The organism is Dactylosporangium sp. McL0621, from assembly GCF_049995355.1.
Lineage (GTDB): Bacteria > Actinomycetota > Actinomycetes > Mycobacteriales > Micromonosporaceae > Dactylosporangium.
This window is the reverse complement of the sequence record NZ_CP188259.1, coordinates 9,873,433-9,894,975: the sequence shown is the minus strand read 5'-3', so window position 1 is coordinate 9,894,975 and position 21,543 is coordinate 9,873,433. Positions and strand designations below refer to the sequence as shown.

Sequence of the window (21,543 nt, the reverse complement as noted above, 5' to 3'; positions counted from 1 at the left end):
CTAACGCCGGGCCGCTCGCGAACTCATCGGTGCGCGGCGGAAATTTCTCCGAGGGCGAGCGCCTGGGTCACGACCAGGTCCTCGATGCCGTAGAGGAAGCTCGCCATGTCGGGCCGGGGGAGCACCGCGGCGTCGGCGGTCATCGCCAGCTCGAGGCTGCCCGGGGCGTCCTGCGCGTCGAGGGCGAAGGTCGTGTTGTGCCGCGGGGCGTGCTCGACGGGCCAGGTGAGGGTGGTGCGCTCGCGGGCGGCGGCCAGCGGCTCGTCGGCCGGCTTGCCGAAGCCGAGGATCGGCATGAGCCCGCGGGTGTCGTTGACGAAGCAGGAGTGGTCGCCGGCGGCCTGCAGCCCGGCGATGTCCCGGTCGAGGGCGAGCTTGTCGTAGTACGCGTGCCGCTGGGCCGACAGCGCGGCGCCGAACGTGCGCCGGACCAGGGCCGCGAAGTCCTCGGCCGGGCCCGGCAGCAGCAGGAGGCCCTCCTGGGCGATGGTGTTCACCGCGCCCGCCATGCCCGGCCGGAAGCGGTTGTTGACCACGACCTGGAACACGGCGTCGGGGGCGCCGCCGAGCCGGGCGGCCGCGGCCGCCGCCGCGGCGAGCAGCACCGCGCCGGGGTTGACGGCCAGCCCGGCCGCGACCCGGTCGAGCGCCAGCGCGAGGGCGGGGGAGTTGAGCACGGCGTTGGGGAACGCGGCTGCGGCGGGGCGCCCGGCCCGGGCCGGGAACTGGCTCGCCGGGCCGCGGGTGAGCTTGTCCAGCCAGGAGCGGCGGGCGGCGGCGTCGCGCCGGCGGCCCTTCTCCGACATCTGGAACGCCGCCTCCTCGAGGGGCTGCGTCCGCTCGTCGGCGTCCGGGGCCCGGCCGGCGGCGAGGGCGGCCGCGTCGGCGAGCAGGTTGCGCAGGCCCCAGCCGTCGGCGGCGGTGTGCGACAGCGACAGGATGAGGTACGCCGCGCGCCCGCCCGCGGTCACGACCCCGGCCCGCACCGGCAGCTCCCGCTCGGCGTCGAACGGCAGCGCCTGCAGCTCGTGGTAGAAGGCGTACGCGGTCGCGGTGACGTCGTCGGGCTCGCCGGCCCGCACGTGCAGCGGGATCGCCCCGCCGGCGTGCACGACCTGCTCGAGGGCGGCGTCGCGGCGCAGCGTGGTGCGCAGCGAGTCGTGCCGCAGCAGCAGCGCCCGGACGAGGTCGGCGAGCCCGGCCAGGGGCAGCGGCGGGTCCAGCGGCAGCCCGCCGCCGACGTTGTACCGCGCCGCGTCGTCGCCGAGCCGGCTCACGACGTCCCAGATCGCGCTCTGTCCCCAGGTGGCCGCGCCGGTGCCGGCCCGGCCGCCGGCGAAGGCGAGCTGCTCCTCCACGCCGTGCAGTCTCACGGATCTTATGGATGCTTGTCGACGCCCGCCGGGCCCTCATATACCGGCCGCCGACCTATGCGAGACGCACGATACCCGCCGGTTACACCCGTGAGCGACCGACTACGCGGGGTTGGTTAGAAATCGCAGATGCTGCGAAACGGCGTGCTGGGCATCCGCGGAGATGAGCAATAGCATCGTTGCATCGATTGCTGAGGACCGATGCATTACGCATCGGCCCCCCGCAACGCGCCGTCAGGCGTTCTCGGTTCGAAGAGGACACGGCAACGTGCCCTTGCACAACTCAGTGACGGTGTTCACAGCACCGGCACCGATTCAGCACGTCGTTAGTGGGCGGAATCGAAGCGACCAAGCTTCGCACCGTCCACGAACGACTCCCAATCCACGGGCGTAAATTGCAAAACGGGCCCCGTGGGATTCTTGCTGTCCCGAACGCCGATTTCTCGGCCGGCGACCGCGACTTCCACGCAATTGGCGCCGCCGTTGCCGTTGCTACGGCTGCTTTTGCGCCATTTGGCATCTTGAAAATTCATAGCCATGCATCGCACACCTCCTTTCCGGGCGGACTCCTCCGCCGTCAGAGGTCGTCGAGCAGGCCTTGGATCATGCCGGTCGACTCCTCCGGCGTGAGTGCTCTGGTGCTGAGGCGCTCGAACTCGACCCGATAACGCTTGACCTCTGCAGGCTGCTCCTCGTAGTAGTCCCCGGCAAGCCCTTCGAGGTACACGACATCCAGGTGGGCGACGTCAGGGAACTCCAGCAGTGCGACCGAACCGCCGAGGAACGCGTGTTCGCCCGCCGCGTACGGCAGGACCTGCAGGGTGACATTGGGCAGCGCGTTGGCCTCGATGAGGCGGCGCCACTGCGCGGCCATGACCTCCGGGCCGCCGATCATCCGGCGCACCACGGCCTCGTCCACGATCGCCCACAGGGTCAGCGGCGAGGGGCCCGAAAGCCGCCGCTGCCTGGTCTTTCGCAGCTCGACGCGGCGGTCGTTGGCGGCCTGCGGATCATGGCTGCGGCCGGTGCCGATGAGCGCGCGCATGTACTGCTCGCTCTGCAGCAGCCCGGGCAGCACGATGGGCTCCCAGACCTTCGCGGACGAGGCGTCGGCCTCCATGCCCACGAAGTTCCCCGGGCGCATGACGTCCTTGTAGTCGGTCCACCAGCCCCGCTGACGGGCCAGCCGGGCCAGGGTCATGAGGGCGTCGCGGTAGGCGCTGTCGGCCACGCCGTACAGCGTCAGCAGGTCGTTGACGTCCCGCGGGGTCACCGGCACCCGCGCGTTCTCGATGCGGGTGACCTTGGCCGAGTGCCACTCGAACTGGCGGGACACCGCCTCCTGGGTGAAGCCCGCCTCCTCCCGGCACTTCTTCAGCTCGGCGGCCAGGCGACGGCGGCGCAGCGTGGGCCCCTCGTCGGCAGCCACCGGTACCTCCTCGGGTGTTCTGGTGGTGTCCGTTTTCACGCTGGTGATCCTATGCAATTTTGCGTTCGTCCATACTCCGAGTCTAGTACTCGTTGCACTACGCGCAGTGCTTGGTACATGATGCTGGGGACGTCGAGGATGAACCTCTATTCATTCATGATCTCCTTTTGCCTAGTGCCGAGGAGCGTGATTTGCCGTGCTTGCCAACAGCTACTACCTCATTGCCCACGACGATCGGACCGGCCGTTCCCGGCTGCACCCAAGGGCGACCGGCCTCGGCCTCGCGGCGGGGCTGCTCGGCGAGCTGATGCTCTTCGGCCGGCTGCGCGCGATGACCGGCGACCTGTACGTCGTCAGCCACGAACCGCCGGGTGACTCGCTCTGCCATACCCTGCTCGACCTGCTCGTCGCCCAGCCGCAGCACAAGGAGATCCGCACCTGGCTGGCGTACCTCTCCCAGGACGCCGCCGACCAGGTCGGTGAACGGCTGCTGCGGGCGGGCGTGGTCGAGCCGGTGACCAAGCGGAAGCTGCTCGGCGCCCAGACCCTCTACATGCCGGTCAGCCCCGACCAGCGCAACGCCGCGGCGTGGGAGTCCATCCGCCTCGCCGAGGCGCTGGGCCGGCGCCGGTCGATGAACCTCTCCGACCGCGTACTCGTGGCATTGGTCGTGGCGACCGGTCTCACGCGGTACGTGTTCTTCAGCCCCCAGCAGCAGCGCGACTGCATGCAGGCGATGCCGGGGATCCTCAGTTCGCTCCCGGACGACCTCGTCCAGCTCGTGCAGTACACCGAGGCCGCGGTGGGCTCAGCCCTCGCCGCCGGCCGCCGGTGACGTCAGCCAGCCGGCTCAAGGAGAGACGAAGACTATGGCGCGTACGACCCTGACCGGGCCCGACATCGTCGCGCGCGGGCTGGCCAACAACCGGCTCGGCGTGCCGTCGGTGGTGTTCTTCGGCGTCGCCGGCGCCGCACCGCTGACGGTGATCCTCGGCTCGATCTCGACGATCTACGCCGTCGTCGGCAACACCGCCGTCCCCCTGGTGTACTTCGTGGCCGCCCTCATCCTGTCCCTGTTCACCGTCGGCTTCGTGGCCATGAGCCGGCACATCGTCAACTCCGGGGCCTTCTACAGCTACATCAGTCACGGGCTGGGCCGCATGATCGGGGTCGCGGCGGCGTTCATCGCCCTGCCCGCGTACGCCGCCATGCAGATCGGCCTGCTGGGCCTGTTCGGCGTCGTCGCCTCCAGCATCCTCGCGGCCAGCGGGGTGCAGGCGAGCTGGTTCGTCTGCTCGCTCGTGGGCTGGTTCCTCGTGGCGATCCTGGGCGTGCTCTGGGTCGACCTCAGCGGCAAGGTGCTCGCGGTGCTGCTCACCGTCGAGATCGCGATCGTGCTCATCTACGACTTCGTGATGCTGGCCCATCCGCACGGCGGCAAGGTCGACTTCGGCCCGCTCGACCCCCAGCAGCTGGCGACCCCCGAGGTGGTGGCGATGCTGGTGCTCGCGATCGCGGGCTTCGTCGGCTTCGAGGCCACCGTCGTGCTCTCCGAGGAGGCCAAGGACCCGAAGAAGACCATCGGGCGGGCCACCCACTGGGCCGTGTTCCTTCCCGGCGTGCTCTGCGGCGTCTCCGCGTTCGCGATGTCGACCAACGCCGGCGACATCGTGGGCGCCGCGCGGCAGGACACCACGAACCTGGTGTTCAACCTGGTGGCGCCGTACGTGCCGGAGGCGTTGGTCAACGCCGGCTACATCCTGTTCCTCACCAGCGTGTTCGCGGCCATGCTGGCCTTCCATACCTCCGTGACCCGCTACCAGTTCGCCCTCGGCCGCGAGCGCGTGCTCCCGCGGATCTACGGGTCCGCGCACCCCCGCACCGGCGCCCCGATCGCCGGTTCGCTCACCCAGAGCGTCCTCGCGCTGGGCGTCCTCATCGTGTACTTCGTGACGCACACCGATCCGCTCGTGCACCTGTTCGCGTGGATGACCGTCGCCGGCGGCCTCGGCGTGCTGATCCTCATGTGGGCCACGTCGGCCGCGGTGGTCGGCTTCTTCGTGCGCGACCGGCGCCGGGAGAACGTCTGGCGGGCCCGCCTCGCGCCGCTGCTCGCGTTCCTGCTGCTGACCTTCGTGCTGCTGGCCACCGTGATCGGCCTGGGCGATCTGCTGCAGGTGTCCGACGACTCGCCGTTCAACTGGCTGTTCTCCACCATCTACGCACTCTGCGCCCTCTTCGGCCTCGGCTGGGCCGCGATCATGCGCGGCTCGCGGCCGGACGCCTACGCCGGGATCGGCCGTGGCACCGAGGGTTTCGTGGCGGCGGAAAGCGTCTTCGGGCGGCCCACGAGGCCGCACCGGGTCACCGCCGATGTCGCGCATCACGCGGCCTGACCACTGTCCACTGTGGCTACTTGGAAGGGATGCTGCACATGACGCACGCCATTCAGGACGTGGTCGTCCGCGACATCGACCCGGTGAGCCCCGACGAGGTCACCGAGGTGCTCGTCGCGGCGATGAGCGACGGCGCGGTCGCGCGCTGGCTGATGCCCGATGACTCCCTGCGGCGCGAGTCCAGCCCCGAGTACTTCGCGATCTTCGCCGAGCACGCGCTGCGCCACGGCGAGGTGTACGCCAGCGTCGACCCGATCGACGGCAAGCTGTCGGGGGTCGCGCTGTGGTTCCCGCTGACCCGTGCGATCCCGCCGCCGGTCGACTACGACAGCCGGCTCAAGGAGGTCACGGGCCCGGCGTTCGACCGCATCTGCGAGCTCGACGCGGCCCTGGAGGCCGAGCACCCGCTCGGGCCGCACCACTACCTGGCGTTCATCGCGGTGCGGCCCGACCGGCAGAACCTCGGCATCGGCAGCGCGCTGCTGGCCCGGCACCACGCCCGGCTGGACCGCGCCGGCCTCCCCGCATACCTGGAGGCCAACGATCCCAGAAACCGTGAGTTGTACCTGCGGCACGGCTACGAGAGCCGTCCGCCGGTCCTGCTGCCGGACGGGCCGCCCGTGTGGCCGATGTGGAGGGAACCGCTGCTGTAGTTCAGGCGGCCGAGGGGAACTCGTAGAGCCAGTACTGCTGTTCGTCCATCTTCTGGGCCTTCACGTCGCCGGAAAGGCGGTGGAGCATCAGGCGCACGACGCGGGACATGTGACGAACCTCGTCGGTGCGCTGGCAGAAGTCGAGTGCGATGAGACCGTTCTGCGCCGCTGCGGTCAGGTACATCGCGGTGACCAGTTCGCCGAAGGCCGTGGCCGCCCGGGCGTCGCCCTGGGTGGCCACGTAGCCGCAGTACCAGATCCGCTGCTCGCGGTAGTGCTCCGGCCAGCGGTGCTCGAAGTAGGGCGGCGAGATGAGCGGGACCGCGTCGAGGTGGTTGGTGTAGATCGACATACCCCGCACCGTGTCGTCGTCGTCGAGACACAGGTACTTGTCGACCCTCGGGTCGTCCATCACGTCGTCGAACTCGTGGCGGTACATCAGGTGGCGCTGGACGGCCAGCGCGTTGAGCTCGGCGAATGCCTCCGAGTAGAGTTTCCAGGCCTCTTCTCGCAGCTCGCCCTGCACCAGATCGACAATCTTGACGTTCATGTCGAGCTTCTCCGATCGCCGTCGGCTGGGCACGTCGTTGGCCCCGTTACCTGGATTTCGATCAACATTTTTCGATCGATGGTGTATTGAGAGTAGTCCAAGAGTCACGTTGTGCAATATGGTGCTCTCAATCCGTCGCCATCTGCGATCCGGGAGGGTCCATGGACCGCCTCGACGCCTTCCCGCCCGCCCCTGAACTCGTGATCGACCTCGACCGGGTCGCCTCCGCCTACCGCGGGCTCGCCGCCGCGCTGCCGGGCGTGGCCGTGCACTATGCGATGAAGTGCAATCCGCACCCGGAGATCCTGGCGCTGCTGCACGCCCTCGGGAGCCGCTTCGAGATCGCCTCCGCGACCGAGCTCGACGCGCTCGTCGGCATCGGCGCCGACCCCGGGCTGGTGCTGTCGAGCAACCCGGTCAAGCCGCTGGCGCACGTCGCCCGCCAGCATGCGGCCGGCGTCTGGCGCTTCGCCTTCGACTCCGAGGACGAGCTGGACAAGCTCGCGGTCGCCGCGCCCGGGGCCGCCGTCGTGGTGCGCCTGGCCGCGCACCAGATCCGCAGCGGCGTGCCGAGCGAGGGCAAGTTCGGCGTCGACGTCGACCAGGCCGTGTCCCTCATGCTCGCCGCGCGCGAGCGCGGGCTGCGCCCGTACGGGGCGGCCTTCCACGTCGGCTCCCAGATGCTGCTGCCGCACGCGTGGCGGGCGCCCCTGCGGGCCGTGGGGTACGTGATGTACAAATTGGCTGCCGAAGATGTCTTCTTGCAAATGGTGAACCTCGGCGGCGGATTTCCCGCCCGGTACGCCGGAAAAACGCCGCCGCTGGGCGACTACGGCGCGACGATCGGCGCCGGCCTGGCCGAGCTGCCGTATCCCGTGGCGGCCGTCTGCGAGCCCGGGCGGGCGCTCGTGGCGGAGGCCGGGCGGCTGCGCACGACGGTGATCGGCACCGCGATCCGGGGCGGCCGGCGCTGGGCCCACCTCGACGTCGGCGCGTTCAACGGGCTCATGGAGAGCCTTGAAACCGGCAACCAGCTGCGGTTTCCCGTCTCCGACTCGCGGGGCAGCGCGCGGCGGGACCGGTTCCACCTCACCGGGCCGACGTGCGACAGCCAGGACACGATCATGTTCGACGTCGAGCTGTCCGCGGATCTGCGCGCCGGCGACCAGGTGTATCTCGGCGGTACCGGAGCATACACCACTGTCTATGCATCGAGATTCAACGGGTTCGATGCGCCCGAGATCCGTTGTGTGACTGGTGTGGCCATTGAAACCAGTGATGACGCTGCGTACTGTGGATGATGCGCTCAGTTTCCCTGTGATCTTTCCCGCCGTCTCCACGGAGGAAATGTGTCCGGAACCCGCCGGTTCGTCATCGCGCTCGCCGCCGCGGCTCTGTTATCCCCAGCCGTCGTCCTCGCCTCGGCCGGACCGGCCGCCGGGGCCGCCGATGCGGTCGCCGCCGGCGGGTATGCCGCCGTCATCAAGCGCACCTCCTACGGGGTGCCGCACATCACCGCCGCCACCCTCGGCTCCGTCGCCTTCGGGCAGGCGTGGGCCTATGCCGAGGACCGCTTCTGCGACCTCGCCGACCAGGTCGTCAAGGTGCGCAGCGAGCGCTCCCGCTACTTCGGCCCGGGCGAGGGCGACGCCAACCTCGCCACCGACTTCGCCTACGCCTCGCTCGGCGTCGTCGAGCGGGCCCAGGCCCAGGTGGCCACGCTCACCGCCGACGAGCGCGACATGGTCAACGGGTACGTGCGCGGGTACAACGCCTTCCTGGCCAGCAAGGGCGCCGCCCATGTGCCCGGCTGGTGCGCGGGGCAGCCGTGGGTCAGGCCCATCACCGCCGTGGACCTGCTCGCGTACGACCGCGACATCGCCCTGCTCGCCAGCGGCGGCGCGCTGCTGTTCCCGATCGCGGCGGCCACGCCGCCGTCGACCGCCGCGCTCGCCGTGTCCAAGCAGCAGGTGCGCGACGGGGTCGACCAGCTGACCGGGCAGAGCAAGTCGCTGTCCAGCAACGGCTGGGCGCTGGGCGCGGACAAGTCGCAGACCGGCAAGGGCATGCTCATCGGCAACCCGCACTTCCCGTGGGAGGGCGAGCTGCGCTTCTGGGAGTCGCAGCTGACGGTGTCGGGCAACGTCAACGTGTACGGCGCGAGCCTCGGGGGCCTGCCGGGCGTGCAGATCGGGTTCACCGACAAGGTCGCGTGGACGCACACGATCGCGGCCGGGGCGCGGTACACCTTCTACTCGGTGAACCTGGTGCCGGGGCAGCCGACGGCGTACACCGTGGACGGCGTCCCCGAGTCGATGACCGGCAAGTCCGTGACCGTCAAGGTGAAGCAGGCCGACGGCTCGCTGCAGAACGTGACGCGCACGATGTGGTCGACGCGCTACGGGCCGGTGCTGGACCTCTCCGCGATCGACCCGTCGCTGGGCTGGAACGAGTTCTCCGCGATCACCTACCGCGACGCGAACATCGACAACGACCGGCTCATCCGCACGTGGCTGAGCATGGCCCGGGCCACCGACGTGTCGGGCCTGCGCACCGCGATCGCCCAGAACCAGGGCATCCCGTGGGTCAACACGATCGCCACCGACTCGTCGGGCAACGCCTTCTACACCGACTCCTCGCCGACGCCGAACCTCTCGCCGGCCGCGATCGCCGAGTGGTCGGGCAACCCGCTCAACCTGCTCGACGGCAGCAACAGCGCCAACTCCTGGGTCGTCGCGCCGGGCGCCCGCTCGCCGGGCCTCGTGCCCTTCGCCCGGCAGCCCCAGCTGACCCGCCGCGACTACGTGCTGAACTCCAACGACAGCCACTGGGTGCCAAACGCCAACCAGTTCCTGACCGGCTTCACGCCGCTGCAGGGCCCGGAGGGCACGCCGCTGACCGTCCGCACGCGGCAGAACTTCAAGCTCGTCAACAGCCAGGCCAAGTTCGACCTCGCCGGCCTCGGCACCACCATCCTGTCCGGCGACTCCTACACGGCCTCGCAGGTGGCGGCCTACGCCGTGACCGCCTGCCAGGCCCGCGGCCACACGCCCGTGGTCGTGGACGGCACCGCGGTCGACGTCAGCGCGGGCTGCGCGGTGCTGGCCGCGTGGGACAAGCTGTTCGAGCTCTCCAGCCGCGGCGCCGTGCTCTGGCGCGAGACCGTCGGCGCCGTCGTGGCGGCCGACCCGGGCGCCCTCAACGAGGCCGGGCCGCTCTTCGGCGTCCCGTTCAACCCCGCGGACCCGACCCGCACCCCGCGCGGCGCGCCGGCCTCGCCCGACGGGCTGCTGGCCGGACTGGCCCGCGGCATGCAGCGGATGCGCGCGGTCGGGCTGGCGCTCAACGTGCCGATGTCGCAGGTGCAGTACACCATCAAGAACGGCCAGAAGATCCCCGTGCCGGGCTCCACGGAGAACGTCGGGATCGCGAACATGGCGCAGTACCAGCCGGCGCCGGGCTCGTCGCTGGAGCCGTTCATGGACCCGGGAACGTTCGTCCCGGGCAGCGACCTGACCAACAAGGGATACGTGGTCAACTACGGGACGAGCTTCCTGCTCACGCTGGCCTACACGAGCAGCGGCCCGTCGGCCAAGTGCATCCTGACCTTCGGCGAGTCCGGCGACCACACGTCGCCGCATTACACGGACCAGACGCAGCTGTACTCGCAGAAGCGCCTCCGTGACTGCTCGTACTCGACCACGGCCATCAACGCCGACACCCAGTCGGTCGAGGTGATCGCCGCAACGGCCTGACGAGCACCCCTCCCGCACGGCGGCCGGGCCCGGCTTCGGGCCCGGCCGCCGCGGCGTGATGGCGTTCGATGGCTCGGCGTGACCGCGGGCTGGTTGCGGACTTGATCACATGGCCCCCGGGGCTGACCTGCGTGGCTGGTTTGCCGGGAGGCAAGGGATTAGGGTGGGCGGGGAGCGGGGCACATGGCGGTGTCGAGCCGGGAGGTTGGCATGCAGGCCCAAGACCGGCCGAGCGTTCCTCCCGTCGCTACCGGAACCTCACCCTCCGTGTCCATGTCGGCACCCAAGTCGCTGCGACAGTCCTCGTTCCGGTCGCGGATGAGCCGCACGCTCGCGTCCCGCAACGTGCTGCGCGGCCGGGTCGGCCCCGTGCCGAGCCTCGGGCCCGAGGACGACACCGTGGAGGTCACCCCGCTGGGCATGCTGGAGACGCCGGCCATCACGCGCGCGTCCGTGCTGCAGCTGGCGGGCCTGCCGAGCGCGGTGCGGGGCGCGGCCGAGACCGACACCGGGCGCTCCGGGTGGACCATCGAGCGGGTGCTGGCCGAGCGGGCCGTGGAGCCGTTGTTCCAGCCCATCGTCGAGCTCGCGCGGCTGCGGCCGGTCGGGGTCGAGGCGCTCGCCCGCGGGCCCGTCGGCAGCGGCCTCTGGCGGGCCCGGGACCTCTTCGCCGCGGCCGTGGCCGCCGGGCGGCTCGCCGAGCTCGACACGCTCTGCGCGGAGCGGGCGCTCGAGACCGTGCGTGCCGCCGAGGCGCCGCCCGCGCTCGTGTTCGTCAACGCCGAGCCGGCCGTGGTCGACCATCCGCTGTCGCCGCGGCTGCGGGAGCTGATGAGCGACGCGCCGTTCCGGATGGTGCTCGAGTACACCGAGCGCGCGCTCTCCGCCCGCCCCGCCGCGCTCCTGCAGCTCGCCGCGGCCGTCCAGGCCCACGGTCACTGCCTCGCGCTCGACGACGTCGGGGCCGACCCGATGTCGCTCGCGTTCCTGCCGCTGCTCGAGCCCGAGGTCGTCAAGCTCGACCTGCAGCTCCTGCGCGCGCCGCACGCGGCCCGGACCGTCGATGTGGTGGCCGCGGTGAACGCGGTCGCCGAGCGGACCGGGGCGCTCATCGTGGCCGAGGGCATCGAGACCCCCGACGACCTCGCCAACGCCCGTGCGCTCGGCGCGCACTGGGGGCAGGGGCTCCTCTTCGGCGGACCCGCCCCGCTGGCCGGGCACGAGTCGACCGGGGCCCACGAGGCCTGCGGGGCTCAGGCGTTACGGGCGTCGCGGCCGGGGGTACACCTTCCCGCCGGAACGCCCTTCGAGGCGGCCGCCGCCCGGGGGAAGGCCCGTTCGGCCACGCCCGGGCTCTTCGGGGCCCATCTCGAGCACGTGCTGCGGCGAGCCGGGCACGAGGCCGTGGTGCTGGCCACGTGCACCGACGCGTTCACGGCGCGGTCGTGGCTGCCGTCGCTGACCGGGCTCGCCGCGCGGGCCGCGTTCGTGGGGATGGTCGCGCCGCTGCACCCGGCCGCCGTCGGGCCCGGGGTGCGGTTCGCGCAGCGGGCCGGGGCCGAGGTGGAGGAGTGCGCGCTGGTCGTCGTCGCGCCCCGGTACACCGCGGCGGTCTGCGGACGGGGCTCCCACGCGGCGATGGAGTTCGCGCACACGGAGGACACGGCGCTCGTCGCCGAGATGGCGCGGATCATCCTGCAGCAGCTGCCGCGCTGAGGTTCCCTGCTTCAGGCGTTCGCTCCGGCCGTCACGTCACTTGAGGCGCTCGTTCAGGCCCTCTACGAACTCGAGCACGCCCGGCGGCCCGTCGAGGATCAGGTCGGCGCGCTCGGCCAGGCGCTGCACCTCGTCGGAGCCGCTGCACACCTTCAGCCCGGGGACGCCCGCCTCGCGCAGCCGCTCGACCGCGTCGAAGGCGGCCAGGTCGCCGAGGTCGTCGCCGAAGTACGCCACCGCCCGCGCCCCGTGGCCCGTCACGATCGTCTCCAGCGCGTGGCCCTTGTCGATGCCCGGCGGGCGCAGCTCCAGCACCATCCGGCCCGGCTCCACGGTCAGCCCGTGCCGCGCGGCGACCTCCGCCAGGGGCTCGCGCAGGGCCGCGAACGCCTCCTGCGGCGCGGCCGCCCGGCGGGTGTGCACCGCCACCGACATCGCCTTGTCCTCGATCGACACCCCGTCGTAGCCGGCCGCGTCGAGCAGGCCCGGCAGCTCCGCACTCGCGGCGGCGACCCCGGCCGGGACCGGCTCCGAGACGACCGAGCGGGTGGCCCAGTCCCAGCGCTGCATGCCGTACACCCCGAAGATCGAGAAGTGTTCGAGCGCCGCCAGTTCGCCGAGATCACCGAGGCGCAGCACGTCGGCGACGGGCCGGCCGGTGATGATCGAGACCGAGCCGACCAGTTCGGCGAGGCGCCCGAGGGCGGCCACGACGCCCGTGTACGGCCGGGAGAGGCCCGGGTCGGCGACGATCGGCGAGAGCACGCCGTCGAAGTCGAACGCCATCGACGCCTCGTGCGGCCGGTCCAGGATCGCGGCGAGCCCGGCGGCGCCGGCCTCCGAATCGGGGGTCCTCAGCACCATGCTTGCAGGCTACCGGACTCGCCGGTCCGGACACGGCCGGGCCAAGATGCTGAGATGAAGAACTGGGTGGAGTGGCATGACGCGTACGACATGCCCGGATCGGCGCTCGCGGTGCGGCTCGAGATCGTCGTCGGGCACGTCGCCGACGCCGTGACGAGCCGGGCGCCGGGGGCCGTGCGGCTGGTCAGCATGTGCGCGGGGCAGGGCCGCGACGTGGCCGGGGCGCTCGACGGGCACCCGCGGCGCGGGGACGTGACCGGGCGGCTCGTCGAGCTCGACCCCGCCAACGCCGCCGTCGCGCGCCGCCTCGTCGCCGGTACGGCGCTGCAGGTGCTCGAGGGTGACGCTGGGCACAGCGGGGCGTACGAGGGGGCCGTCCCCGCCGACGTGGTGCTCGCCTGCGGCGTGTTCGGCAACGTCGCGGACGAGGACATCCGCGGGACGGTCGCGGCCCTGCCCGAGCTGTGCGCGGACGGCGCGCGGGTGGTCTGGACCCGGCACCGCCGGGCGCCCGACGTGACCGTCGACATCCGGCGGTGGTTCGCCGAGGCCGGGTTCCGCGAGCTCGCCTTCGACGCGCCGGACGGCCTGGAGATCGGGGTCGGGGTGCACGAGCTCGCCGTCCCGCCGCGGCCCTGGTCCGGCGGGCGGCGCCTGTTCACGTTCGTGCGGGTACCGCGATCGTGACGGCGGAGGGCACCGCCTCGGCCTCGAGCCGCTTGACCCTCTTCCGCGCGCCGCCGTCCAGCTCCAGCAGCACCGGCTCGGCGAACTCGGCGTACACCTTCCGGGCGTTGCCCATCCGCACGAACTGCGAGCGGTCCGTGCGGCCCGTCGCCATGGTGCCGATCGTGCGGGCCCACTGCAGCGCCCCGCGCGCGGTGGTCACGCCCACCTCGAGCCGGCCGTCGAACGGGCTCGCGTCGTCGAAGGCCTTGATGCCGCCCGAGATCGTGCCGATGTTGCCCATCAGCAGGCAGGTCGAGGGCCCCTCGAACCAGGGCTCGTCGTCGAGGTGGACGATCGTGTGCACCGGCTCGTCGCGCACGTGGCGCAGTGCGGTGCGCACGTAGGCCAGGCGGCCGGCCCGGCGCTTGAGGCCGCGGTCGGCGTCCTCGATCAGCGACGCGTCGAAGCCGGCCCCGGCCATCACCGCGAAGTGCTCGCCGTCGATCTTTCCGAGGTCGTACCGCCGCCGCTCGCCGTGCAGCCCGACGTCCACGGCCGCCTCGATGTCGCGGGGGATCTTCAGCGCCGAGGCGAAGAGGTTCGCGGTGCCGGCCGGGATGATGGCCACGGTGACGCCGGTGCCCGCCACGGTGTCCACGCAGCGCTGGACCATGCCGTCGCCGCCCCAGACGAAGAGCACGTCCGCGCCCTCCTTCAGGGCCTTGCGGACCTGCTTGGGGGCCTTCTTGCTCTTCGGTACCTCGTGCCAGCCGACCTTGCCGGCCCCCGCCCGGTCCAGGACGCGCCGCAGCTCGTCCAGGCCGCCGCCCAGCGTCTTCTTCCGGTGTGCCACCACCGCAACCTTCACGGCGCGACCGTACCCATCGACGGCGTTGACCAACCGTGCCGATCGCTCGCTACGATGGTGCACTGATGGACATCACGGAGCAGGGCCACGCGCGCATCGACACGACCGTTGCGCACCCGGCCCGGCGGTACAACTACTGGCTGGGCGGCAAGGACCACTTCGCCGCCGACCGGGCCTCCGGCGACGCGATCGCCGCCGCCATGCCCGGCGTCAAGCTCATGGCGGTGGAGAACCGCGCGTTCATGGGCCGGGCCGTGCGGTACCTCGCCGAGCAGGGCATCCGCCAGTTTCTCGACGTCGGCACGGGCATCCCCGCGCCGAACAACACGCACGAGATCGCCCAGGCCGTCGACCCGGCGAGCCGCGTGGTGTACGTCGACAACGACCCGATCGTGCTCACCCACGCCCGGGCCCTGCTGACCAGCGCCCCCGGCGGCGCGAACGCGTACATCGACGCCGACCTGCGCGAGCCGGACAAGATCCTGGAGCACCCGGACCTGGCCGCGACCCTGGACCTGAGCCGGCCCGTCGGCCTGCTGCTCGTCGCGGTCCTGCACTTCGTCCGCGAGGACGAACACCCGCAGGCGATCGTCGACCGGCTCACCGGCGCCCTGGCCCCCGGCAGCTACCTCGTGGCGTCCCACGCCACCTGGGAGTTCCTGCCCGAGGAGACCATCGCCGCGCTCACCGCCAACAACCCCGACGGGCGCTTCCAGCCCCGCTCGGGCGCGCGGTTCGCCGAGCTCCTGTCGGGCTTCGAGCTGGTCGAGCCGGGGATAACCTCGGTGGCGTACTGGCACGCCGACGACGTCGCGGGCCCGCGCCCGTCGGCGGAGGAGGTCGCCTGCCACGGCGCGGTGGCCCGCATCCGGTAGGGACCCGTATGTAGCTCCCGGAATACAACGTCTTTCGGCCCGACATCCGTGCCGGACCATTCCTGCCGGCCCGCGCGACCGGGCGGTACCGTGGCCGCCCCGCCGCGGGAAGGATCGCCCCATGCATATCGACCGGGCGACGTTGCATGTCAGCGAGCTGATGCGGCAGATCACGCGCACCGAGATCCGGCTGCCGGAGCTGCAGCGCAGCTACGTCTGGCGCCCGACGCAGGTCGCCAAGCTCGTCGACTCGCTCTACCGGGGTTTCCCGTTCGGCTCCCTGCTGTTCTGGCAGTCCGACGAGGCCCCGGTGACGCGGTCGCTGGCCGTGACGGGGCCCGGGGAGCAGCCCGTCCAGCCGCCGCTGTACCTCCTCGACGGGCAGCAGCGGCTGACCTCGCTGCACCGGGTCTTCCACGACCACCCCGAGGCCCAGATCGTCTTCCACGTCGAGAGGGAGCGCTTCCAGAACCAGAGCGCGGCAACGCAGGCCGACCCGCAGTGGATCAAGGTGTACACGCTGCTGCAGCGCGGCGAGTCGATCATCTCGATGACCCGCCGGTTGAAGGACGCCGGCTGCCCCCTCGACGAGGTGCAGATCGAGGACCGCCTGAGCGCGGTCCGGTCACTGGGGGAGCGGACCTTCCACGTGGAGACGCTGCGCGAGTGCGGCTACCAGGAGGTCTCCGAGATCTTCGTCCGGGTCAACAGCGCCGGCCGCCACCTCAGCCGCGCCGACCTGGCCATGTCCACCCTCTCGGCCAAGTGGCCGGGCGTGCTGGACAAGTTCCAGAAGGAGGCGGCGCACTGGCGCCGGGCGGGCTACGGCGACCTCGACGTGGAGTTCCTGTCCCGCGCCTTCGCCGGCGTGCTGTTCGGCGGCGGCATGTCGTCGTGGTCGGTGAACGACCTGAGCCGCGTCGGCGAGGACGAGCTCGCGCGGGCCTGGGGGACGGTGGAGCGCGGCCTGCGGCATCTGGTGCCGTTGCTGAAGGCGAACCTCGGGCTCGCCCGGTCCGGACCGCTGCCCTCGCTCGCGGCGCTGATCCCGCTGATCGTGCTGCTCGGCGAGCGGCCCGACGGACCCATGGCGGCCCAGACCGCCGACGCGCTGCTCTACTGGCTGCTGATCGCGACGGTCCGGGCCCGGTACTCGACCTCGTCGGACACCAACCTGACCCGGGACATCCAGGCCGCGCGCAAGCCCGACCCGGCCCGGGAGCTGCTGCGCAACCTCGGCGTGCTGCAGGCCGTGCCCGCCATCACCGCGGAGTCCCTGGCCGGCCGCTCGAAGGAGAGCCCGTACTTCTTCCTGAGCCTGCTCGTCGCCCAGCGCAACGGCGCCCGTGACTGGTGGTACGCGACCTCGATCATGCCGGGGGAGAGCGACGACTTCCAGCTGCAGTACCACCACGTCCACCCGGTCGCGACGCTCGACCGCTACGACAAGGGCGAGATCAACGACCTGGCCAACCTCGCCTTCATCTCCCGCAAGGCCAACCTGAAGATCAGCGACCGCTCGCCGGCCGACTACTTCCCCAGCGTGGAGGCGGCCACGCTGCGGGCCCACTTCATCCCGCTCGACGAGGACCTGCGCGCGGCCGCGGCGTTCCCCCGGTTCCTCGTGCAGCGCCGCCGGCTGCTGGCCGAGGCGATGACCGAGCTGCTCGCGTCGTTCCGCCCGGCCTGGCTCGACCGGACGCTGCCGAGCGGTCCGGCCGCGACGAGCGACGGCTACAAGCTGACGATGGTGCTGTACGGCAGCGCCTGGCTCCCCGGCCGCCTGCTGTTCCGCGCCTCCGGTGCGGGCGTGGAGTGGACGGGCACGACCGAGATGGAGGATTTCGCGGCCGCGATCGAGGCTGCCTGCACCGAGGGCCGCGACGGCGACGTGGAGATCAACGGCGAGTCCGTCCCCGTGCAGGTGCTCGAGGACGCGATCGAGGTACCGATCGGGCCGTTCCTCGTCTCGGGCACGGCGCAGGAGTGGACCGAGATCATCGAGCGGGAGCGGGCGTCCATGCGGTCGGTCGCCCACATGCCCGCCGTGGCGGAGAAGCCCTGGGCCGGCGAGCGGGTCGCGCTGCCGGCCGGTAGCACCGACTAGGGGCTGTATCGAAGTGGGGTCGGAGCGAGACGTCTGAGTCCGCCGCAGCCCGGCCATCCACTTCGATACAGCCCCTAACGGTCCCAGCTGCCCGAGAAGACGGACGCGGGGCGGTTGAGCAGGCCGGCCGTACCCGCGGCGATGTTCTTGCGCAGCTGGGCCTTCGACTTGGCGCCCTTCGACGTGACCGGCGGGCCGATGCGATCGGCGAGCTCGCGCATCAGCGGGAGGGACAGGTCCTTGTCGCGGCCGATGAGGTACCGCTCGACGGCGTCCTCCTCGGTGAGCGCCTTGATGTCGGCGATTATCGCGTCGAGGTCGGCGGCCGGCTTCGCGGGCTTTCCGCGGGCGGGGGCGGGCGACGTGGGCGCGGCCGTGGTGCCGCCGGTGTCGCGGAACTCGACGTGGGCGCGGCCGTCGGCCAGGGCTTCCAGCTGCTCCTCGGTCAGGGTGCCGAGGAGCCGGCCGATCTCATTGAGCGCGAGCGCGGCCAGCTTGGGGGAGTGGGCCACGTCCCTGGGGGATGGGGTCACGTCACAACCTCTCGAACATCTTGAGCAGCTCGTCGACGCAGTCCTGCACGTTGGCGCGCACCTCGGGCGGTACGCCACCCGCCATGACGGTCGGCACCCCGTGCCGGCCCGCCGCCGCATAGGCGCTGCTGCGGTCCCGGATGAGCGTGTCGAACACGGGCACGCCCAGCGCCCGCACCTCGTTGATGAACTGGGCCTGCACGTCGATCGGGCCGCCGCTGTGCCACTGCACCATCGTGAAGAGCACCGCCACGCGCGGCATCCGCATCGCGGGCGCCTCGGCCGGAGCGGCCTCGCGGTGCTTGTTGAACGCCTTGGTGAGGTCCAGCAGCCGCTGCCCCATGACCTGGATCGCCTCGGTCGACAGGAAGTCGGGCCGGGCGGGCATCAGGAGCATGTCGGCGGCGATCGTGGCCATCTTCGTGGTGAGCGAGAACGCGGGCGCGCAGTCGATGAGCACCACGTCGTACTTCGAGAACGCCGGATCGCTCAGGTCCTCGGCGAGCCGCCGGTGCAGCCCCACGAACTTCGCGGCCCGGATGTTGCCGCTGCCGTCCACGGCGCCGGGAATGAGACTCTCGGAGTTGATGATGTGCGGGTCCGACGGCACCAGGTCGAGCCAGCCGCCCTGCTTGCCGATGAGCGCGTTGCACCGCGGCGGGCTGAACACGAGCTCGGCGAGCACCTGAGCGCGCCCCTTGTCCGGCGCCCGGAACCACGCCCCGATGGTCTGCAGCTTGGACAGGAACAGCTGCGACTCGTCGACGGTGAAGAACGACTTCGTGAGGCTCGCCTGCGGGTCGAGGTCGACCATCAGCACCTTCAGGCCGCGCGCGGCGAGCCCGGCGCCCAGGTTGGCGGTGACGGTCGTCTTGCCCACGCCGCCCTTGTTGTTGACGACGGCCACGATCCTCACGCCCACCACCTCCGCGCTCGCACACCACGCAGGACGGTAGAGGACTTGCCGCGCCACCGGCACCGCCGTTCGACATGCGCGCTCGACCCGTGAAGCCGACCCATTCCGGCTGCGTCGCCCCGGCGCGCCCGGCTTCTTGAACGGCCCGCCCGGGTCCGGGTTACCGCGAACGCCGATAAGTCGGGCGCTGCGCGCCGCGGGCGCGGGAAGTCGGGCGCTGCGCGCCGCGGGCGCGGGAAGTCGGGCGCTGCGCGCCGCGGGCGCGGGAAGTCGGGCGCTGCGCGCCGCGGGCGCGGGAAGTCGGGCGCTGCGCGCCGCGGGCGCGGGAAGTCGGGCGCTGCGCGCCGCGACTTATCGGACTTATACCCCGTCCGGGGATTCGCCGGTTTCTGCTGTCCGACGTTTCAGGGACAAGCAGGTCGGCGCCGGGTGCGACTACGCTGATCATTGTGGACGCTGTTCTCGCCGGGCCCGCGCGGCCCGCACCCGTCACGCATACCGGCCGGGTCGTGCGCGCCGAGCGCGTGACCCCGAACCTGCACCGGGTCGTGCTCGGGGGTGACGGGCTGGCCCGGTTCGCCGCGGGCGAGCACACCGACCACTACGTCAAGCTCATGTTCCCGCGGGCTGGCGTCGACTACCCGCGGCCGTTCGACCCGGCCCAGGCCCGCGCGAGCATGCCGCGGGAACTCTGGCCGGTCACTCGGACGTACACCGTGCGCGCCTGGAACCCCGCCACCCGCGAGCTCACGCTCGATTTCGTGCTGCACGGCGACTCCGGGCTGGCCGCGCAGTGGGCGGTCAACGCGCGCCCCGGCGACGAGCTGCACTTCGGCGGGCCGGGCGGGGCCTACTCGCCCGACCCGGAGGCCGCCTGGCACCTGCTCGCCGGCGACGAGACCGCGCTGCCCGCCATCGCGGCCGCGCTGGCCCGGGTGCCGGCCCACGCGGCGTGCACGGCGCTCGTCGAGGTCGGCGACCCGGCGGACCGCCAGGACATCCCCGGCGTCACGTGGCTGGTGCGCGGCGCGGGGGCGGTCGGCTCGATGCTGGTGCCGGCCGTGCTGGCCCAGCCGTGGCCCGACGGCGCCGTGCACGCGTTCGTGCACGGCGAGGCGACATTCGTCAAAGAGCTGCGGCGGTACCTTCGCGTGGAGCGCGGCCTGCCCCGCGAGCGCATGTCCGTGTCGGGGTACTGGCGGCTCGGCCACGACGAGGACGGCTGGCAGGCCTCGAAGCGCGCCTGGAACGCCCAGATCGAGGCCGAGCAGGAGCCGGCGTTCTCATAGGACCGGCGCGGTGATCGTGAAGCGGGCCTCGACCTGGGCGGACACCCGCTGGCGTTCGGGATCGAGCTCCAGGTCGGCGTACCCGCCGCCGCTCGCCTTGCTCTTCAGGAACCCGCTGCCGTAGCCCTGCGCGAGCGGTCGCACCCCCTCGGTGCGTCCCAGGCCGGCGTCGGCCAGTTCGACGAGCTCGACGACCTCGGCGCCGAGCGCCTCGGCGTACTCACGGGCCCGGGCGATCGCGTCCTGCACCGCGTCGCGCCGCGCCTCCCGATGCACCGGGCTGTCCGGGCGCACCGACCAGACCGGCCCGCGGACCTGGGTCTGCTCCTGCCCGGCGACGGCGAGCATCATCTCGCCGAGCGCCGCGAAGTCGCGCACCCGGACCGTGGTGGAGACGCTGCCGTTGTACGCCGAGACGCGCTCTCCGCGCTTGCCGCCGCTCTCGGGGTACACGTGCAGGGCTCCGGTCTCCCGCTTTTCGACCGCCTCGCCGAAGCGCTCCAGAAGCTGCCGCAGCCCGTCGGCGCGTTCACGCAGCCGGGCGAGCGTCGTGTCCCGGTCCCGGTCGCGCGCCGACACCACCACCGTGAACTCGGCGAGTTCGGGGTCGACCTCGCGTACCGCCTCGCCTCGCACCGCAACCGTCGTCATGGCGCACAGCGTAGGAGCCCCAGGCTCAGGCCTCGGGGCTGTGGCCCTCCTCGAGGGAGCGTTTCCTGCGCCGCTTCCGTTCGACGCCGACGCCGCCCCAGAACGCGAACCCGGTCACCGTGATGCGCGGGGCGCCGTGGCGGCCGGGGCCGGACGCGTCCTGCCCGAAGCCGCCCATGAACCCGGCGCCGGTCACGTGGACCTCGGCGTCCTCCGGCACGATGACGTTGACGCCGCCCATGACGGCGAACGCGCGGATCTTCACCTCGCCGTGCAGGATGCGGGCCTCGCGCAGGTCGATGGTGCCGCCGCCCCAGAGCGAGAAGGACGTGAAGACCTTCGGCACCAGCCAGGGGCCGCGGCGGGTGAAGCCACTGAAAACGGCGACGGCGGTACCGGTGCTGGGCACCTCCCCGGGCCGGGGCGGAACGCCGTCCATCATCGGCATCGGCGTCGAGCCGGCCGTGGGAAGGTCACGGACGACGGGCTCCAGATCGGCGTACGTGCGGGCCGCGTACACCGCGTGCAGCCGCTCGTCGACCTCGTCCAGGTCGAGACGGCCCTCGGCGGCCGCGGTGCGCAGCACCTCCGCGATGCGCTCGCGGTCGGCGTCCGATGCGCGCAGTTGCCGGGGGTCCATCCGCTCGGGCAGGTCGGCCATGGCGAACAGCGTAGGCCGTACGCGCCTCGATTTGGGGGTCACGCGATCCACCGCTCGGCGGGGCCTGCTCCCGGGTCGGCCGTCACGCGGGTCGGCCGTACGGGTGACCGATTGTCCACTGTGGTCCCGACACGTCCCGAAAATTCGGGATAAAACGGTCGGCGCGCGTATCCTGCCCGAACACCCTCTTCGCAAACCGAAGACTTGCGCTAGGGGCTCGGTAGCGTTTTGGATGTGC

20 protein-coding genes are annotated in these 21,543 nt (G+C 71.9%); 10 read left to right on the top strand and 10 right to left on the bottom strand.

Going from position 1 to position 21,543, the window contains the following annotated elements; all coding sequences use genetic code 11:
• Positions 1 to 23 precede the first annotated feature (23 nt).
• The 3 genes from ACPPVO_RS46865 to ACPPVO_RS46855 all read right to left on the bottom strand — a co-directional run bounded on the left by ACPPVO_RS46865 (position 24) and on the right by ACPPVO_RS46855 (position 2,841).
• Entirely contained in the window at positions 24 to 1,373 is a 1,350-nt protein-coding gene (locus ACPPVO_RS46865) for a condensation domain-containing protein (RefSeq protein WP_426505310.1), read from the bottom strand.
• Between the two features lie 326 nt (positions 1,374 to 1,699).
• On the bottom strand, positions 1,700 to 1,906 hold the full coding sequence (locus tag ACPPVO_RS46860) for a DUF397 domain-containing protein (RefSeq protein ID WP_426514818.1): 207 nt from the start codon (positions 1,904 to 1,906) through the stop codon (positions 1,700 to 1,702).
• A 44-nt stretch (positions 1,907 to 1,950) separates the two neighbouring features.
• Entirely contained in the window at positions 1,951 to 2,841 is an 891-nt protein-coding gene (locus ACPPVO_RS46855) for a helix-turn-helix domain-containing protein (RefSeq protein WP_360373773.1), read from the bottom strand.
• Positions 2,842 to 2,998: 157 nt separating this feature from the next.
• On the opposite strand from ACPPVO_RS46855, the gene ACPPVO_RS46850 reads away from it, so the two are divergent.
• The 3 genes from ACPPVO_RS46850 to ACPPVO_RS46840 are packed head-to-tail and all read left to right on the top strand — an operon-like array spanning position 2,999 to position 5,851.
• On the top strand, positions 2,999 to 3,637 hold the full coding sequence (locus ACPPVO_RS46850) for a GOLPH3/VPS74 family protein (protein ID WP_360373776.1): 639 nt from the start codon (positions 2,999 to 3,001) through the stop codon (positions 3,635 to 3,637).
• A gap of 34 nt (positions 3,638 to 3,671) precedes the next feature.
• A complete protein-coding gene (locus ACPPVO_RS46845; RefSeq protein WP_426505308.1) occupies positions 3,672 to 5,198 on the top strand; it encodes an APC family permease in 1,527 nt (508 codons plus the stop codon).
• Positions 5,199 to 5,236: 38 nt separating this feature from the next.
• Positions 5,237 to 5,851 carry a GNAT family N-acetyltransferase gene (locus ACPPVO_RS46840; protein ID WP_426505306.1) on the top strand — a complete coding sequence of 205 codons (615 nt, stop codon included), beginning with the start codon at positions 5,237 to 5,239 and terminating at the stop codon, positions 5,849 to 5,851.
• 1 nt (position 5,852) lies between these two features.
• Here ACPPVO_RS46840 and ACPPVO_RS46835 read toward each other — a convergent pair whose 3' ends face one another.
• Positions 5,853 to 6,401, bottom strand: coding sequence for a hypothetical protein (locus tag ACPPVO_RS46835; protein WP_360373785.1), 549 nt, complete (start codon positions 6,399 to 6,401; stop codon positions 5,853 to 5,855).
• Between the two features lie 161 nt (positions 6,402 to 6,562).
• On the opposite strand from ACPPVO_RS46835, the gene ACPPVO_RS46830 reads away from it, so the two are divergent.
• The 3 genes from ACPPVO_RS46830 (at position 6,563) to ACPPVO_RS46820 (ending at position 11,872) form a co-directional block, all read left to right on the top strand.
• Positions 6,563 to 7,702 (top strand): type III PLP-dependent enzyme, encoded by a 1,140-nt coding sequence (locus ACPPVO_RS46830; RefSeq protein WP_426505304.1) that lies wholly within the window; start codon positions 6,563 to 6,565, stop codon positions 7,700 to 7,702.
• A 48-nt stretch (positions 7,703 to 7,750) separates the two neighbouring features.
• Positions 7,751 to 10,156 (top strand): penicillin acylase family protein, encoded by a 2,406-nt coding sequence (locus ACPPVO_RS46825; RefSeq protein ID WP_426505302.1) that lies wholly within the window; start codon positions 7,751 to 7,753, stop codon positions 10,154 to 10,156.
• A 273-nt stretch (positions 10,157 to 10,429) separates the two neighbouring features.
• On the top strand, positions 10,430 to 11,872 hold the full coding sequence (locus ACPPVO_RS46820) for an EAL domain-containing protein (protein WP_426505300.1): 1,443 nt from the start codon (positions 10,430 to 10,432) through the stop codon (positions 11,870 to 11,872).
• Between the two features lie 36 nt (positions 11,873 to 11,908).
• Here ACPPVO_RS46820 and otsB read toward each other — a convergent pair whose 3' ends face one another.
• Positions 11,909 to 12,736, bottom strand: coding sequence for a trehalose-phosphatase (otsB, locus tag ACPPVO_RS46815; protein WP_426505298.1), 828 nt, complete (start codon positions 12,734 to 12,736; stop codon positions 11,909 to 11,911).
• A gap of 54 nt (positions 12,737 to 12,790) precedes the next feature.
• On the opposite strand from otsB, the gene ACPPVO_RS46810 reads away from it, so the two are divergent.
• Positions 12,791 to 13,423 (top strand): SAM-dependent methyltransferase, encoded by a 633-nt coding sequence (locus tag ACPPVO_RS46810; RefSeq protein WP_426505296.1) that lies wholly within the window; start codon positions 12,791 to 12,793, stop codon positions 13,421 to 13,423.
• Here the strand turns inward: ACPPVO_RS46810 and ACPPVO_RS46805 are convergent.
• The gene (locus ACPPVO_RS46805) at positions 13,395 to 14,273 is read right to left on the bottom strand and encodes a diacylglycerol/lipid kinase family protein (protein WP_426505295.1); all 879 of its coding nucleotides are present in this window, start codon (positions 14,271 to 14,273) and stop codon (positions 13,395 to 13,397) included. The genes ACPPVO_RS46810 and ACPPVO_RS46805 overlap by 29 nt on opposite strands.
• Before the next feature lie 65 nt (positions 14,274 to 14,338).
• Between ACPPVO_RS46805 and ACPPVO_RS46800 the strand changes: the two genes are divergently transcribed.
• Both ACPPVO_RS46800 and ACPPVO_RS46795 read left to right on the top strand, forming a co-directional pair.
• A complete protein-coding gene (locus ACPPVO_RS46800) occupies positions 14,339 to 15,148 on the top strand; it encodes an SAM-dependent methyltransferase (RefSeq protein WP_426505293.1) in 810 nt (269 codons plus the stop codon).
• Positions 15,149 to 15,269: 121 nt separating this feature from the next.
• Positions 15,270 to 17,255, top strand: a complete 1,986-nt coding sequence (locus tag ACPPVO_RS46795; RefSeq protein WP_426505291.1) for a GmrSD restriction endonuclease domain-containing protein — start codon at positions 15,270 to 15,272, stop codon at positions 17,253 to 17,255.
• 74 nt (positions 17,256 to 17,329) lie between these two features.
• On the opposite strand, the gene ACPPVO_RS46790 is transcribed toward ACPPVO_RS46795, so the two are convergent.
• Positions 17,330 to 17,788 carry a hypothetical protein gene (locus tag ACPPVO_RS46790; RefSeq protein ID WP_426505289.1) on the bottom strand — a complete coding sequence of 153 codons (459 nt, stop codon included), beginning with the start codon at positions 17,786 to 17,788 and terminating at the stop codon, positions 17,330 to 17,332.
• 1 nt (position 17,789) lies between these two features.
• On the bottom strand, positions 17,790 to 18,704 hold the full coding sequence (locus tag ACPPVO_RS46785; protein WP_360373815.1) for a ParA family protein: 915 nt from the start codon (positions 18,702 to 18,704) through the stop codon (positions 17,790 to 17,792).
• A 449-nt stretch (positions 18,705 to 19,153) separates the two neighbouring features.
• Here ACPPVO_RS46785 and ACPPVO_RS46780 point away from each other — a divergent pair, with 449 nt between their 5' ends.
• Entirely contained in the window at positions 19,154 to 19,993 is an 840-nt protein-coding gene (locus tag ACPPVO_RS46780; RefSeq protein ID WP_426505287.1) for a siderophore-interacting protein, read from the top strand.
• Here the strand turns inward: ACPPVO_RS46780 and ACPPVO_RS46775 are convergent.
• The gene (locus ACPPVO_RS46775) at positions 19,988 to 20,644 is read right to left on the bottom strand and encodes an SIMPL domain-containing protein (protein WP_426505286.1); all 657 of its coding nucleotides are present in this window, start codon (positions 20,642 to 20,644) and stop codon (positions 19,988 to 19,990) included. The genes ACPPVO_RS46780 and ACPPVO_RS46775 overlap by 6 nt on opposite strands.
• A 25-nt stretch (positions 20,645 to 20,669) precedes the next feature.
• Positions 20,670 to 21,305 carry a DUF1707 domain-containing protein gene (locus tag ACPPVO_RS46770; protein ID WP_426505284.1) on the bottom strand — a complete coding sequence of 212 codons (636 nt, stop codon included), beginning with the start codon at positions 21,303 to 21,305 and terminating at the stop codon, positions 20,670 to 20,672.
• Positions 21,306 to 21,543: the final 238 nt, after the last annotated feature.

Coding starts and splice junctions, on each gene's coding strand:
- ACPPVO_RS46770 (WP_426505284.1), bottom strand. CDS start 21,305: ATGGCCGACCTGCCCGAGCGGATGGACCCCCGGCAACTGCGCGCATCG.
- ACPPVO_RS46835 (WP_360373785.1), bottom strand. CDS start 6,401: ATGAACGTCAAGATTGTCGATCTGGTGCAGGGCGAGCTGCGAGAAGAG.
- ACPPVO_RS46830 (WP_426505304.1), top strand. CDS start 6,563: ATGGACCGCCTCGACGCCTTCCCGCCCGCCCCTGAACTCGTGATCGAC.
- ACPPVO_RS46810 (WP_426505296.1), top strand. CDS start 12,791: ATGAAGAACTGGGTGGAGTGGCATGACGCGTACGACATGCCCGGATCG.
- ACPPVO_RS46860 (WP_426514818.1), bottom strand. CDS start 1,906: ATGAATTTTCAAGATGCCAAATGGCGCAAAAGCAGCCGTAGCAACGGC.
- ACPPVO_RS46820 (WP_426505300.1), top strand. CDS start 10,430: ATGTCGGCACCCAAGTCGCTGCGACAGTCCTCGTTCCGGTCGCGGATG.
- ACPPVO_RS46845 (WP_426505308.1), top strand. CDS start 3,672: ATGGCGCGTACGACCCTGACCGGGCCCGACATCGTCGCGCGCGGGCTG.
- ACPPVO_RS46775 (WP_426505286.1), bottom strand. CDS start 20,644: ATGACGACGGTTGCGGTGCGAGGCGAGGCGGTACGCGAGGTCGACCCC.
- ACPPVO_RS46795 (WP_426505291.1), top strand. CDS start 15,270: ATGCATATCGACCGGGCGACGTTGCATGTCAGCGAGCTGATGCGGCAG.
- ACPPVO_RS46840 (WP_426505306.1), top strand. CDS start 5,237: ATGACGCACGCCATTCAGGACGTGGTCGTCCGCGACATCGACCCGGTG.
- ACPPVO_RS46800 (WP_426505293.1), top strand. CDS start 14,339: ATGGACATCACGGAGCAGGGCCACGCGCGCATCGACACGACCGTTGCG.
- otsB (WP_426505298.1), bottom strand. CDS start 12,736: ATGGTGCTGAGGACCCCCGATTCGGAGGCCGGCGCCGCCGGGCTCGCC.